The 12,168-nt window shown below is 71.9% G+C and carries 19 protein-coding genes; 11 read left to right on the top strand and 8 right to left on the bottom strand.

Features of this window, described 5'->3' with window-relative positions:
- Positions 1–63 precede the first annotated feature (63 nt).
- Complete coding sequence (locus QRN56_RS13150) at positions 64–246, top strand: phage holin (protein ID WP_285103895.1); 183 nt, start codon at positions 64–66, stop codon at positions 244–246.
- Positions 243–500: a hypothetical protein gene (locus QRN56_RS13145; RefSeq protein WP_285103894.1), complete on the top strand. Its 258-nt coding sequence runs from the start codon at positions 243–245 to the stop codon at positions 498–500. The genes QRN56_RS13150 and QRN56_RS13145 overlap by 4 nt, the downstream gene beginning before the upstream one ends.
- On the opposite strand, the gene QRN56_RS13140 is transcribed toward QRN56_RS13145, so the two are convergent.
- From QRN56_RS13140 to QRN56_RS13115, 6 genes are all read right to left on the bottom strand, one after another.
- Entirely contained in the window at positions 497–682 is a 186-nt protein-coding gene (locus QRN56_RS13140) for a hypothetical protein (RefSeq protein ID WP_285103892.1), read from the bottom strand. The two genes, QRN56_RS13145 and QRN56_RS13140, sit on opposite strands and share 4 nt — an antisense overlap.
- Before the next feature lie 53 nt (positions 683–735).
- Complete coding sequence (locus QRN56_RS13135) at positions 736–1,539, bottom strand: tyrosine-type recombinase/integrase (RefSeq protein WP_285103890.1); 804 nt, start codon at positions 1,537–1,539, stop codon at positions 736–738.
- A 121-nt stretch (positions 1,540–1,660) separates the two neighbouring features.
- Positions 1,661–1,891 (bottom strand): hypothetical protein, encoded by a 231-nt coding sequence (locus QRN56_RS13130; RefSeq protein WP_285103888.1) that lies wholly within the window; start codon positions 1,889–1,891, stop codon positions 1,661–1,663.
- Positions 1,888–2,391 (bottom strand): hypothetical protein, encoded by a 504-nt coding sequence (locus QRN56_RS13125; protein ID WP_285103886.1) that lies wholly within the window; start codon positions 2,389–2,391, stop codon positions 1,888–1,890. The genes QRN56_RS13130 and QRN56_RS13125 overlap by 4 nt, the downstream gene beginning before the upstream one ends.
- A gap of 194 nt (positions 2,392–2,585) precedes the next feature.
- The gene (locus QRN56_RS13120) at positions 2,586–3,245 is read right to left on the bottom strand and encodes a response regulator (protein WP_285103884.1); all 660 of its coding nucleotides are present in this window, start codon (positions 3,243–3,245) and stop codon (positions 2,586–2,588) included.
- Positions 3,242–4,381: a sensor histidine kinase gene (locus QRN56_RS13115; protein ID WP_285103883.1), complete on the bottom strand. Its 1,140-nt coding sequence runs from the start codon at positions 4,379–4,381 to the stop codon at positions 3,242–3,244. The genes QRN56_RS13120 and QRN56_RS13115 overlap by 4 nt, the downstream gene beginning before the upstream one ends.
- 162 nt (positions 4,382–4,543) lie before the next feature.
- On the opposite strand from QRN56_RS13115, the gene QRN56_RS13110 reads away from it, so the two are divergent.
- Positions 4,544–5,032: a DUF6326 family protein gene (locus tag QRN56_RS13110; RefSeq protein ID WP_285103881.1), complete on the top strand. Its 489-nt coding sequence runs from the start codon at positions 4,544–4,546 to the stop codon at positions 5,030–5,032.
- 6 nt (positions 5,033–5,038) lie between these two features.
- A complete protein-coding gene (locus QRN56_RS13105) occupies positions 5,039–5,218 on the top strand; it encodes a cupin domain-containing protein (protein ID WP_285103879.1) in 180 nt (59 codons plus the stop codon).
- Positions 5,219–5,230: 12 nt separating this feature from the next.
- Here the strand turns inward: QRN56_RS13105 and QRN56_RS13100 are convergent, their stop codons facing one another.
- Together QRN56_RS13100 and QRN56_RS13095 are read right to left on the bottom strand one after the other, a co-directional pair.
- A complete protein-coding gene (locus tag QRN56_RS13100) occupies positions 5,231–5,635 on the bottom strand; it encodes a GNAT family N-acetyltransferase (RefSeq protein ID WP_285103877.1) in 405 nt (134 codons plus the stop codon).
- A 241-nt stretch (positions 5,636–5,876) separates the two neighbouring features.
- A complete protein-coding gene (locus QRN56_RS13095) occupies positions 5,877–6,455 on the bottom strand; it encodes a DapH/DapD/GlmU-related protein (RefSeq protein WP_285103875.1) in 579 nt (192 codons plus the stop codon).
- A 153-nt stretch (positions 6,456–6,608) separates the two neighbouring features.
- Between QRN56_RS13095 and idi the strand changes: the two genes are divergently transcribed.
- From idi to QRN56_RS13060, 7 genes are read left to right on the top strand one after another with little or no spacing between them, the layout of a single operon-like run.
- Positions 6,609–7,169, top strand: a complete 561-nt coding sequence (gene idi, locus QRN56_RS13090) for an isopentenyl-diphosphate Delta-isomerase (protein WP_285103874.1) — start codon at positions 6,609–6,611, stop codon at positions 7,167–7,169.
- Positions 7,166–8,209, top strand: coding sequence for a polyprenyl synthetase family protein (locus tag QRN56_RS13085; RefSeq protein ID WP_285103872.1), 1,044 nt, complete (start codon positions 7,166–7,168; stop codon positions 8,207–8,209). Before idi ends, QRN56_RS13085 begins: the two co-directional genes overlap by 4 nt.
- Positions 8,206–9,096 (top strand): phytoene/squalene synthase family protein, encoded by an 891-nt coding sequence (locus tag QRN56_RS13080; RefSeq protein WP_285103870.1) that lies wholly within the window; start codon positions 8,206–8,208, stop codon positions 9,094–9,096. The genes QRN56_RS13085 and QRN56_RS13080 overlap by 4 nt, the downstream gene beginning before the upstream one ends.
- The gene (gene crtI / locus QRN56_RS13075) at positions 9,093–10,649 is read left to right on the top strand and encodes a phytoene desaturase family protein (protein WP_502928795.1); all 1,557 of its coding nucleotides are present in this window, start codon (positions 9,093–9,095) and stop codon (positions 10,647–10,649) included. Before QRN56_RS13080 ends, crtI begins: the two co-directional genes overlap by 4 nt.
- Positions 10,646–10,984, top strand: a complete 339-nt coding sequence (locus QRN56_RS13070) for a lycopene cyclase domain-containing protein (RefSeq protein ID WP_285103866.1) — start codon at positions 10,646–10,648, stop codon at positions 10,982–10,984. Before crtI ends, QRN56_RS13070 begins: the two co-directional genes overlap by 4 nt.
- A complete protein-coding gene (locus QRN56_RS13065) occupies positions 10,981–11,310 on the top strand; it encodes a lycopene cyclase domain-containing protein (RefSeq protein WP_285103864.1) in 330 nt (109 codons plus the stop codon). The genes QRN56_RS13070 and QRN56_RS13065 overlap by 4 nt, the downstream gene beginning before the upstream one ends.
- Positions 11,300–12,160: a prenyltransferase gene (locus QRN56_RS13060; RefSeq protein ID WP_285103862.1), complete on the top strand. Its 861-nt coding sequence runs from the start codon at positions 11,300–11,302 to the stop codon at positions 12,158–12,160. Before QRN56_RS13065 ends, QRN56_RS13060 begins: the two co-directional genes overlap by 11 nt.
- The last annotated feature ends 8 nt before the right edge of the window (positions 12,161–12,168 follow it).

Below are 12,168 nucleotides of genomic sequence, written 5' to 3'. Positions count from 1 at the left end.
GATGGTCCAAGTCGGGACATGCCGGACATCCCGCTTGTATGAATCCCACGAAAGGACTCCCCTATGAAGCTCCGCAAGCCCACTGCCGGAGAGCGCCGGTACCTCTACGGCATCGCCCTTGCCGCTGGCCCGCTGCTCATCGGCTACGGCCTGATGACCGCCGAGCAGTGGCCGCTCTGGGCCGCGCTCGTTACGGCCGTGGCCGGCCCCGGGTTGGCGATCGCCAACGTGCCGGCGGACGAGTGAGCGCCACGGACATCGAACTGCTCGCGGTCGTCGCGTCCAAGGTGGATGACCTCCGGACCGACGTCGGCGAGCTGCGCGACGCCGTCAACGCGTCGGTCGAAACCAAGGTGGAAGTCCAGAGCACCAAGGTTGAGGTAAAGGCCCTGACAGACCGCGTCGTGGACCTCGAGGGCTCACAGCGCTGGCTTTCCCGCACGGTGGCCGGCGCCCTCATCGTCGCGATCCTGTCCGCCGTGGTCGCCCTGCCGGTCTAGCAGCTCAGCGCGTCGCCGCCGGTCATGTCATCCATCATCCGGCCCACCTGGCAGTCGTCGCGCGCCTGGTCCTGGAAGTAGCTCACGCCCAGGACCAGGCCGACGACGAGCACGACGCCGGCCACGATCACCAGCACTACACGGATAAAGCGTGCATCAGCCGCATCCTGGTCACTCGTCATGTCGGGATCATATGGGGATGATGGGCCGCGTGGCCCCGCACCGACGCCCAGCCCTAGGCCGCCGCCCTCGCGACCGCGTACAGCGCGTCCGCCGGCAACTGGATATACCGCATCGTCGTCTCCGGTTTCGCGTGCCCGAGCAGCCGGCCCACCGCAAGGATGTCCCGCGTGCCCCGGTAGGCCGCCGTGCCGGCCCGGTGGCGCAGCGTGTGCGCCGTCCAGTGCTCCGGCAGCAGCTCGGACAGCAGCTTGGACACGTAGCCGGCTGACAGGTGCCCGTCCGCCCGCCCCGGGAACAGGTACCCGCCGCCGCTCCGGATCGCCGCCTGCAGGTCCGCGTCCAACACGGGCACGATGCGTTCCTTGCCACCCTTGCCGACGACGAACAGCAGATCGCCGTCCAGGTTGCGGGTACTCACCTGCGCCATCTCGGCGACCCGTAGGCCGCAGTGCCCGCCGAGCAGCAGGAGCCACCGCGACCGGCCCGGCGGATGCGCGCTCAGCAGCATGTCCAGGATCGGATCGGGGATCGGACGCGCGACGCCGGCCGGCACCCGGACCGCCGGCAGCAAGAGGCCCGGATCGGTCGGAATCAGGCCGCGGGCGTGCATCCACTTCGTGAAGCCGCGGAACACCGACGCCGCCGACCGGATCGTCTCCGGCGTCCAGTCCCGACGCACGGTCAACGCGCGCTCGAGGTTGCCAATGTTCAGGTTGAACGGGTCCCGCGCGTACCGCTGCAGGTGGCGCAGGTAGTGCTCGTGAAGCCGGATGGTCAACGGACGGCGACCCGCGGCACGCAGACTGTCGAGATAGTCGCGGACCACGGGTCGCCAGGTGGATGCAGCCTCAGTCATATTTCACTCACGGGGTACATACATGCCGGGGGAAACAATCTGACGCAGGCGCGCCGATGGTCGATTTCGCCAGGCGAAAACGAAATGGGGGGTGAAGAAACCGGGATCACACGGGCAAACCTCACCCGCTGGACTCCGTCGCACCCGCGGCGACGTCGGCGGCGACGTCGCGCTGCAGCTCGTCGACCGCGAACATGACAGCGCGGCCGGCGACCTGCACCCGGACCGGGTAGAGGCCGGCGCCGCGCACCTCGAGCACGACGCCGGCCTTGCCGTGGTGCGGGTGGGGCGCGCCGTTGGCGAGCGTCTCGGCGACGACGCGCACGACGTCGCCCCGCTCGAGGGCGCTCACTTGATCCGCCAGACGTCGCCCGGCTCGGCGAGCGGCGCCCGGTTCGTCGTGCGCGCCGGCCACCTGCTGACCTCGAGGTTGTCGCCGGCCTCCTTGTCGGTGACCATCGCGACGTGGTCGCCGGCGTGGCCCGGCTCGAGGGAGCAGACCCACGGGAGTGCCTGGTGCTCCCAGTCGCGGTGTTCGTCGCCGCACGTCTGCTTGGGCGCCGGTTCGTACACGGTGCGCAGGCGCCCGGTCGGGCTCACGGTGAGCACCGAGCCGTCCCAGTCGCTCACCCACAGCTGAGCCGACTTGGGGAAGTACTTGCGCCGTAGCGCGTCCTCGTCGGCCCTGATCCGCGCGTCTACACCGATGGTCGCTTCGACGTGCGCGCCGGTCAGCCGGTCGCCGAGCTGCACCAGGGCCGCCGTCTGCGCGCGGTACCGCCGGCGCTCTTCCGTGATGCGCTCTACCTCAAGCGCAGCCTCCCGCGCGAACCGCTCGATTGCCCGGCTCATGCCGCCACCGCCGAGCCCACGAGGCGCAGGTAGCGACCGTAGGAAGGCGCCTTGACCTGGGGATAGACATAATCGGACGGTCGTTGGTTCAAGTCCAACCGCGGGAGCCGGAACGAGGCCCTGAATCCCCCTTTGACGTGGGGATTCAGGGCCTCGTCGTTTCGTAGTCAGCCCTGATCAGAAGGGCTGCGCGTTCACTGGTCGGCTCTCACACGTCTGGTGTCGTATGCCCACATCGCGATCTCGACGCGGTTGCGGGCGCCGAGCTTGGTCATCAGCGATGCGACGTGGGTCTTGACCGTGCTCAGGCCGACGAAGAGCACGGTGGCGATCTCGGCGTTGGTCCGGCCCCGCGCCACCAGCGCGAGCACCTCCTCCTCGCGCTCGGTGAGCGGGTCGATGGGCTGGACCGGTACCACCGGTGCCTGGTCGGCGAAGGTCGCCAGCAACCGGCGGGTGACGTTGGGGGCGATGAGCGCGTCCCCGTTGGCCGCCGCGTGGATGGCCTGCACGAGGAGCTCCGGCCCGGCGTCTTTGAGCAGAAAGCCGCGGGCGCCGGCGCGTAAGGCGCCGAGGACGTACTCATCGAGGTCGAAGGTGGTGATCACGACGACCGCCATCGGGTCCGCCACGTCTGACCCGGCCAGGCGCCGCGTCACTTCGATGCCGTCGAGCCCCGGCATCCGGATGTCGACGAGGAGGACGTCGGGGCGCAGCCGGGTCGCCAGGTCAAGCGCTGCGAGCCCGTCTGCTGCCTCCCCCACGACCTCGAGGTCGGGTTGCGCGCCGAGGATCATCACCAGCCCGGTCCGGACCAGGTCCTGGTCGTCGGCTACGACAACACGGATGCTCATGCCGGCGCCTCCACCGGCAGCACAGCCTCGACCACCCAGCCACCCTCGGGCCCCGGCCCCGCCGAGAGCGATCCGCCGAGGAGCTTGGCGCGTTCGGCCATGCCCAGCAGGCCGAACCCAGGCTCCGGGGCTGGCCCCGGCTCGGTCTGTCCATCGTCGCTGACACGCAGCCTGACGGCGTCGCCCTCCCGGCGTACGTCGATCCCGACGCGAGTCGCGCTCCGGGCGTGCCGTACGGCGTTGGTCAGCGACTCCTGCGCGAGCCGGTAGAGCGCGGCGTCCACGGGTCGTGCCAGTCGGGTCAACGAACCGTCCAGCGAGACCTCGACGGCGGGTGTCGCGCCGGAGCGCGCCAGAGCCGGCAGGTCCGCGACACCCAGCTGCGGTGAGTAGGCGACGGCTTCCTCCTCACGCAGCACCCGCACCATGGATCTCATCTCCGCCAGGGTTCGCGACGCTTCAGACTCGATCGCGGCCAGGACCTCGGCAGCCTTCTCGGGCTGGATGCCGGCGACCACGCCACCGGCCTGCGCCTGCACCGCGATGGCCGAGACGTGGTGGGCCACGGTGTCGTGCAGCTCGCGCGCCAGCGCCACCCGCTCCTGATTGCGGATCTCGCGCTGTTGGCGATGCCAGAGGTCCGCGCGGTAGCGGAACACCGCCGCGAGAGCGACGAACAGCAGCAAGAGGACGCTCCCGCCGAAGACGTCGGCCCAGCCCGCGGAGGAGGCGTACGTCCCCAGCGCGACGACGACTGTCACGAACGCCGTCCCCAGGACCATCTCCCGTCCCGAACCCCACCGCACGAGGGAGTAGAGCAGGATCAGGACGGCCATCATGGAGTAGAGGCCGAGGTCCTCGGCGTGCGCTGTCAGCTGCAGGACCGAGAGCAGCCCGGCGACGCCCCACCCGACCAGGGCGGCCATGAGGGGGCGAGCCCGCCGCCAGAGCAGGGCAGGCACCAGCACCAGGGCGAGCACCGTCACAAGGGGTCGCCAGGCCAAGCCCGGCCGAACGATGCCCTCGACCAGGGCGGCGGCCGCGAACACGCCCACCAGCAGCCAGTCGAGCCGACCGATGGGTGGGGCGTCAGCAGGCCGCGGCTCATGCCAGATGGAGCGCCGGAAGGTGACCACGGCTCCAGCCTAGGGATCAGCGTGCCTCGGCGTACCGGCCGAAAGCACGAGAGAGAGACCATCCCATCGGCCAGGTGACCTCCGGCCTCCGGGCCGGTGCGCACGCCGCCGAGCTCAGCGAGCGTGGACCTACCGATCCTCACCACGACAACGGAGCCCACAATGAGCACACGGCAGCCCACCACCACACTGGAAGACCAGCGGATCCCTGTGAGAGCCAAGCTCGCCGCAGCGTGGACAAGCTTCATGTTCCTGTACGCCTACGTGGACATTCTCGGCTTCTTCACGCCTGGCATCGTCGAAGACATCCTCGACGGCCGGGTCTTCGAGTTCGACCTCTCCCAGACCTTTTCGACCACGGCGCTGACCCTCATGGCCATCCCGATCTTCATGATCGTGCTGTCGATGACGCTGCCCGCCCGCGCGACCCGCATCGCGAACCTCGTCGTGGCCGCGCTCTACGTCCCCGTCACCGTATTCAATGTGGCGGGCGGGTTCTGGCTGTACTTCTACGGCCTTGGTGTCGTACTGGAATTGATCGTTCTCGCCCTCATCATGAGGTGCGCCTGGACCTGGCCCCGCACCGCACAGTCGGCGAACAGGGCGACCAGCCCGGACCGTGAAGGCATTCGCGCCCAGCAGCAAGCGTGAACCCAAGTGTCCGTCCTGGAGGGCGAGGCCACGATCACCATCGGTGACGAGACGGTCGTCGCCCAGGCCGGCGACACCGCCGTCGTCCAGCCCGACGTCTGGCACGGCTTCACCAACACCGGGACCGGGACGCTGCGCATGATGTGCATCCACGCCTCGGACACGATGATCCAGGAGAACCGCTGATGTCCCAGGGGCCTATGCGAGCCGCATGATCCCCGCCGCCGTCGTCCGGAAGCCGCAGGCGTCGAGGTAGAACCGCGACCGGTCCTCCTCGAAGTCGACGTGCAGCCACTCACAGCCGTGGTCGCGGGCGGCGTCGGCGGCCGCCACGACCAGCGCTCGCCCGACGCCCCGTCCCTGGTGCTCGGGGTCGACGACCGTGTCGAGCAGCACCGCGTGGGCCCCGCCGTCGCCGATCACGTTGACGAACCCGACCAGGTTCCCGGTCGGATCGGTCGCCGTGACCCAGGTCAGGCTGTGGCGGGCCAGGCGCTCGGACCACGGCGTCACCGCATCCGACGGGCTGGCGAACGCGCGGTCGTGCAGCGCTGAGAGGTCGGCGTCGTCGACCGGGCCTCGGAGAACCAGGATCATGTCCATCGCGGCAACCTACGCCGGGCCATGGGCAACCCGAGGTCAGTCCCGCAGGCGGTTCGCGCGACGTCGGACTCTCCGACCCGGCGCAATGCCACCCGGAGATCGCCCGCGACGATCGCGTCGTGGTCCACCACCGCCACCGTCATGCCGACGTGCCGTGCGGCCTCGGCCTCCTGCGCGAAGTGCTCATCAGGGACGCGGGGCGCGAACGGGTCGGACGGGACCAGGAGCAGGGGCGAGGGCGCTACCACCGCCTCCGCACCGTCCCCTTCGGCCCGCTCACCAGGCTCGCCGCCGGCACGTCGTCGGCCACCACGGCCCCCGCCGCGACGACGGCGTCGCGTCCGATGCTGACGCCGGGCAGGATCGTCGCGCCGGCGCCGATCCACACGTTCTCGGCCACGTCGATGGGCGCGCCGGTCAGCCAGGCCCGCCGCTCCTCGGGGTCCACGGGGTGCCCCATCGTGATGAAGGTGACCTGGGGCGCGACCATCGTGCCCGCGCCCAGCCGGATCCCGGCGTAGTCCAGGAACGTACAGCCCTGGTTGACGAACACCCGCTCGGCCAGGTCGATGCGGAGGCCGTGGTCCGTGTAGAAGGGCGGGTAGACGGTGACCCGGTCCGGGAGCGGGCGACCCAGGATCCGCTCGAACAGGGCAGCCTTGCCCGCCTCGTCGTCGAACGGGAGCATGTTCAGGCGCGAGGTGAGCGCCGTGACCTCCATGACCCGCTCGTGCATGGCTCTGAACTCAGGTCCCAGGACGCGTTCGCCCCTGGCTTCGAGCTCCGGATCGTGGATGCGCAGGAAGCGGTCGCCGGTCACCGGACGATTGTGGCGCACCGGAACCCCGTCCGGTCTCGGAACCGCTCCGAACTCACCCAGGACCCCTGTGAACTGGCCCAGGATCGACAGTGAGAAAAACTGCTTCCTGTGCTTGAATATAGCCAGGCTAGCAAAATCACGAGAGGGTTCACTGTGACGACCGAGAGAGTGGTCCTGCTCGACGACGACGGGACTCCCGTCGGGTCAGAGCTCAAGAGTGCCGTGCACTCCGAGCACACGCCGCTCCACCTGGCGTTCTCGTGCCACGTGCTCAACCCGGCCGGCGAGGTGCTGGTCACGCGGCGCTCCCTGCACAAGCAGACCTGGCCGGGGGTGTGGACCAACTCCTTCTGCGGACATCCCGAGCCGGGCGAGCCGAGCGAGGAGGCGGTCCTGCGCCGCGCGCAGGACGAGCTCGGCCTGAGCCTGCGCGAGCTCCGACTGGAGCTGCCGCACTTCCGGTACCGCGCCGTCGACGCCAGCGGGATCGTGGAGAACGAGGTGTGCCCGGTCTACGTCGCGGTCACCGAGGACGAACCGCTGGTCAACCCGTACGAGGCCATGGAGGCCAGGTGGGCCGACGGCGGAGCCCTCGGCCAGGCCCTGCGCGCCACGCCGTGGGCGTTCTCGCCCTGGTTCGTGGAGCAGGCCGACGAGATGCCGCTGTACGCCGCCCTGGCCACACGGTCCGCCAGAGACGTGTCGTGGCCATGACCGAGATGCTGACCCACGACTCCGTGGACGTGGTGCTCGCCGACTTCTTCGCCGACCGCGTCCGGCGCGCCACTCCCCTCGCGGAGCACTACGCGCTGCTGTGGCGCCGGCTGGCGCGGTCGAGCGAGGGCGGCAAGCGCCTGCGCCCCCGGCTCCTGCTGGACGCGCACGCCGCGTTCGGCGGCCCGCACCCGCAGGACGCCGTCGTGGCCGCCGCCGCGTTCGAGCTGGTGCACACGGCGCTGCTGCTGCACGACGACGTGCTCGACCGCGACCTCACCCGGCGCGGGCGCCCCAACCTGGCGGCCGAGTTCGCGGGAGACGCGAGCCAGGACGGACTGTCCCCGCACGCCGCGGCCGCCTGGGGCACCGCCTCGGGCATCCTCGGCGGCGACCTGCTGCTCAGCTCGGCGTACGCCCTGGTCGGCCGAATCCGGTCCGAGGGTCGCGCCGAGCTGACCGACATCATCGCCGAGAGCCTGTTCCGCGCCGCGGCCGGCGAGCACGACGACGTCGCGTTCGGGCTGGGCACCGCCCCGGCCACCCCCGACCGCGTGCTGCGGATGATGGCCAACAAGACCGGCAGCTACTCCTTCGCCGGACCCCTGCGGGCCGGCGGCGCACTGGCCGGCGCCAGCCCGCAGGCCTCGGCCGAGCTGGAGCAGGTCGGCATCGCCCTCGGCATGCTCTACCAGGTGCGCGACGACCTGCTCGGCGTGTTCGGCGACCCGCACCGTACCGGCAAGAGCACGACCGGCGACCTGCGCGAGGGCAAGCGCACCCTGCTGGTCGCCTGCGCGGAGGGACACCCGGAGTGGACGGCGGTGCGGCACCTGTGGGGCCGCCCCGAGCTCGACGAGGCCGACGCCGACCTGCTCCGCGCCGCCCTGGTCGCCAGCGGCGCCCGCGCGGCGGTGCTGGACCTCGTCGACGCCAAGCGGCGGGCCGCCGTCGCGATGGTCGAGCGGTCGGAGCTGCCCACCGTGCTGAAGCGGGAGCTGACCGGGCTCGCCGTGCGGCTCGCGGAGCGTGAGTCGTGATCCCGTCGTCCTCGCTGGCCCTGTACTCGCACACCGCCCACGCGGCCGCGGCCCAGGTGATCGGCGCCTACTCGACGTCGTTCAGCCTGGCCACGCGGCTGCTGCCGCCGAGCACGCGCGGCATGATCGAGGACATCTACGCGCTGGTGCGCGTGGCCGACGAGATCGTCGACGGGCCGGCGCAGGAGGCCGGGCTCGCGCACGACGAGCGCCGCGCGGCCCTGGACGCGCTCGAGGAGGAGACCTACCTGACGCTCGACCGCGGGTTCAGCACCAACATGGTGGTGCACGCCTTCGGCACGACGGCGCGCGCCGTCGGCATCGACGAGACGCTGGTGCGCCCGTTCTTCGCGTCCATGCGCCGCGACCTCGACCCGGTGGTCGCGCTGGACGACGACGAGTACCGCACCTACGTGCACGGCTCCGCCGAGGTGGTGGGCCTCATGTGCCTGCGGGCGTTCCTGGACGGCCATCCCGTACCGCTGGGCGTCCGCGCCCGGCTGGAGGAGGGCGCCCGCCGGCTCGGCGCGGCGTTCCAGAAGATCAACTTCCTGCGCGACCTCGGCGACGACCAGGAGCGGCTGGGCCGCACCTACTTCCCGGGCGCCCGCCCCGAGCAGCTCGACGAGGACCGCAAGGCCGCCGTCGTGGCCGACGTCGACGCGGACCTGGCCGCCGCACGCGCCGTGCTCCCGCTGCTGCCGGCCGGGCCCCGGCGGGCGACGGCGCTGGCGGCGGGCCTGTTCTCCGAGCTCAACGACCGGCTGCGCAGTACGCCGGCGGCGCAGATGCACGTCCGGCGGGTCTCGGTGCCCACCACCGTCAAGATGCGCATCGTCGTCGCCACGCTGGCGGGCGCCCAGACGGGCCGGCGATGGGCGGCATGAGCGTCGGGCAGCCCGGACGGCGCGTGGTCGTGATCGGCGGCGGCATCTCGGGCCTGGCGACGGCTGCCCTGCTGGCCCGGGAGGGCGCGTCGGTCACCCTGCTGGAGGCCCGGTACGAGCTGGGCGGGCGCGCTGGGCGCTGGCACCGCGACGGTTTCGTCTTCGACACCGGCCCGTCCTGGTACCTCATGCCCGAGGTCTTCGAGCACTTCTTCCGCCTCCTGGGCACGAGCGCCGCCGACGAGCTGGACCTGATCCGCCTCGACCCGTCCTACCGGGTGTTCTTCGAGGACGACGCCGAGCCCTTCGACCTGCCCGCCGACGGCGCACGCGAGGCCCTGCTCGCGCTCGACCCGGCGTCGGCCCCGCGGCTGCGCGCGTACCTGGACTCAGCCGCCGAGACCTACCGGATCGCCACCGAGCGGTTCCTCTACGCCACGTTCGCCTCGCCCGCGCCGCTGCTCGCGCCGGACGTCGTGCGGCGCGCCCCGCGGCTGCTGCGCCTGCTCGGCGAGTCGCTGGACCACTTCATCGCGCGCCACACCACGGACGAGCGGGTACGCCGGATCCTCGGCTACCCCGCGGTCTTCCTGGGCACGTCGCCCAGCGCCGCGCCGAGCATGTACCACCTGATGAGCCACCTCGACGTGACCCAGGGCGTGCTGTACCCGCGCGGCGGGTTCGGCGCGGTGATCAACGCGGTCGCCCGCCTCGCCGAGCGCCAGGGCGCCCGGCTCCTGACCGGCCAGCGGGTGCGCCGCATCACGGTGGCCGACGGCGCCGCGACCGGCGTCGACGTCACCGGCCCGGACGGCCGTACCCGCCACCTGGCCGCCGACGTCGTGGTCTCGACCGCGGACCTGCGCGTCACCGAGCACGAGCTGCTCGGGCCGCGGCACCGCAGCCGGAGCGACCGGTGGTGGACGCGCCGCGACCCGGGGCCCGGGGCCGTGCTGGCGCTGCTGGGCGTGCGCGGCGAGCTTCCCCGGCTGGCCCACCACTCGCTGCTGTTCGCCCGCGACTGGCAGGAGGGGTTCGACGCCATCTACGGCCCGAACCCGTCCGTGCGGACGCCGACGTCGCTCTACGTCTGCAAGCCGAGCGCCACGGACGACGTCGCACCGCCCGGGCACGAGAACCTGTTCGTGCTCGTCCCCGTGCCGGCCGACACGTCGATCGGCGCGGGCGGGGTCGACGGCGCCGGGGACCCCGGCGTGGAGGGCGTCGTCGACGACGCGATCGCGCAGATCGCCAAGTGGACCGACACCCCGGACCTCGCCGAACGCGTGGTCGTGCGGCGCACGATCGGGCCCGCGGACTTCGAGCGGGACCTCGGCGCCTGGCGCGGCGGCGCCCTCGGCCCGGGCCACACCCTGCGGCAGAGCGCGATGTTCCGCGGGTCCAACGCGTCGTCCCGCGTCTCGGGCCTGCTGTACGCGGGGGCGACGACGATCCCCGGGATCGGCCTGCCCATGTGCCTCATCAGCGCGGAGCTGGTGCTCAAGCGGCTGCGGGGCGACACCAGCGCCGGGCCGCTGCGGGAGGAGTCATGAGCTTCGTCTACCTCGCCGTGCTGCTGGTCTCGGCGGCGGGCGTGCTCGTGGTGGACCGGCGGTTCCGGCTCTTCGTCTGGGACGGCCCGGGCCGCGCGGCGGCCGTGCTGGTCGCGGGCACCGCGTTCTTCCTGGCCTGGGACCTGGCGGGCATCGGGCTCGGCGTGTTCCTGCACGGCGCCGGCCCGTACATGACCGGGCTCATGCTCGCCCCCGAGCTGCCGGTGGAGGAGATCGTCTTCCTGGCGTTCCTCTGCGAGCTCACGATGGTCCTGGTCCTGGGCGCGCAGCGGCTGCTGGGCCGGGCCGCCGTCCGAGAGGACGGGCCGCGATGACCTACCTGCTGCTCGCGGCGCTCTTCCTCGTGGTCGCGGCGGTGGTCGCCGCCGTCGCGCACCGGATCGCGGCCCGCCGCGCCGGGCCGCCCGGCACCCGCCCGATCGGCTGGCGCCCGGTCGTCCTGGCCGCCGTCGCCCTGCTGGTGCTCACCGCCGTCTTCGACAACCTGATGATCGCGAGCGGGTTGTTCACGTACGCCGACGCGCACATCTCGGGGCTCCGGATCGGGCTCGCGCCGGTCGAGGACTTCGCCTACCCGCTGGCGGGCGTGATCCTGCTGCCCGCCCTCTGGACCCTGTTCGGGAGTCGTCGTGCTCGCTGACCTGGTGCGCGCGTCGCGCCCCCTGAGCTGGATCAACACGGCCTACCCGTTCGCCGCCGCGTACCTGCTGACCACGGGGACGGTCGACGTCGCGCTCGTCGTGGGCACGCTGTTCTTCCTCGTGCCCTACAACCTGGCGCTGTACGGGATCAACGACGTGTTCGACTACGCGTCCGACCTGACCAACCCCCGCAAGGGCGGCGTCGAGGGCGCGCTGCTGTCGCCGCGCCGGCACCGCCCGGTCCTCGTCGCGTCCGTGGCGACCTGCGTGCCGTTCGTCGCCGCCCTGGTGCTGCTGGGCCCGCCGGTGTCGTGGGTGGTCCTCGCGGTCAGCCTGTTCGCGCTGGTCGCCTACTCCGCGCCGCTGTTCCGGTTCAAGGAGGTGCCGGTGCTGGACTCCCTGACGTCCAGCGTGCACTTCGTGAGCCCGGCGGTCTACGGACTGGCGCTGGCCCAGGCCGACCCGACGCCGCAGACGTTCGCTGTGCTCGGCGCGTTCCTGCTGTGGGGCATGGCCAGCCACGCCTTCGGCGCGGTGCAGGACGTCGTGCCCGACCGCGAGGGCCGCATCTCCTCGATCGCGACGGCGTTCGGCGCGGCCACCACCGTGCGGCTCGCGCTGGGCGCGTGGGTCGTCGCGGGCCTGCTGATGGTCACGACCGGGTGGCCCACCGCACTCCTGGGCCTGCTCGCCGTCCCCTACCTCGTGCTCGCGGCGCCGTACGCCACCGTGAGCGACGAGGACTCCGCGCGCGCGAACGGCGGCTGGCGGCACTTCCTGTGGGTCAACTACGCCGCGGGCGCGGCGGTGACGATCCTCCTGATCGCGACGGCGGCCGGCTACCTGTAGGGAGGAAC

Origin of the sequence: Promicromonospora sp. MEB111 (genome assembly GCF_030209445.1) — a bacterium.
GTDB lineage: Bacteria > Actinomycetota > Actinomycetes > Actinomycetales > Cellulomonadaceae > Promicromonospora.
This window is presented reverse-complemented; position numbering and strand designations above follow the sequence as displayed.

Coding starts and splice junctions, on each gene's coding strand:
- QRN56_RS13150 (WP_285103895.1), top strand. CDS start 64: ATGAAGCTCCGCAAGCCCACTGCCGGAGAGCGCCGGTACCTCTACGGC.
- QRN56_RS13140 (WP_285103892.1), bottom strand. CDS start 682: ATGACGAGTGACCAGGATGCGGCTGATGCACGCTTTATCCGTGTAGTG.
- QRN56_RS13135 (WP_285103890.1), bottom strand. CDS start 1,539: ATGACTGAGGCTGCATCCACCTGGCGACCCGTGGTCCGCGACTATCTC.
- QRN56_RS13125 (WP_285103886.1), bottom strand. CDS start 2,391: ATGAGCCGGGCAATCGAGCGGTTCGCGCGGGAGGCTGCGCTTGAGGTA.
- QRN56_RS13120 (WP_285103884.1), bottom strand. CDS start 3,245: ATGAGCATCCGTGTTGTCGTAGCCGACGACCAGGACCTGGTCCGGACC.
- QRN56_RS13110 (WP_285103881.1), top strand. CDS start 4,544: ATGAGCACACGGCAGCCCACCACCACACTGGAAGACCAGCGGATCCCT.
- QRN56_RS13100 (WP_285103877.1), bottom strand. CDS start 5,635: ATGGACATGATCCTGGTTCTCCGAGGCCCGGTCGACGACGCCGACCTC.
- QRN56_RS13085 (WP_285103872.1), top strand. CDS start 7,166: ATGACCGAGATGCTGACCCACGACTCCGTGGACGTGGTGCTCGCCGAC.
- crtI (WP_502928795.1), top strand. CDS start 9,093: ATGAGCGTCGGGCAGCCCGGACGGCGCGTGGTCGTGATCGGCGGCGGC.
- QRN56_RS13070 (WP_285103866.1), top strand. CDS start 10,646: ATGAGCTTCGTCTACCTCGCCGTGCTGCTGGTCTCGGCGGCGGGCGTG.
- QRN56_RS13065 (WP_285103864.1), top strand. CDS start 10,981: ATGACCTACCTGCTGCTCGCGGCGCTCTTCCTCGTGGTCGCGGCGGTG.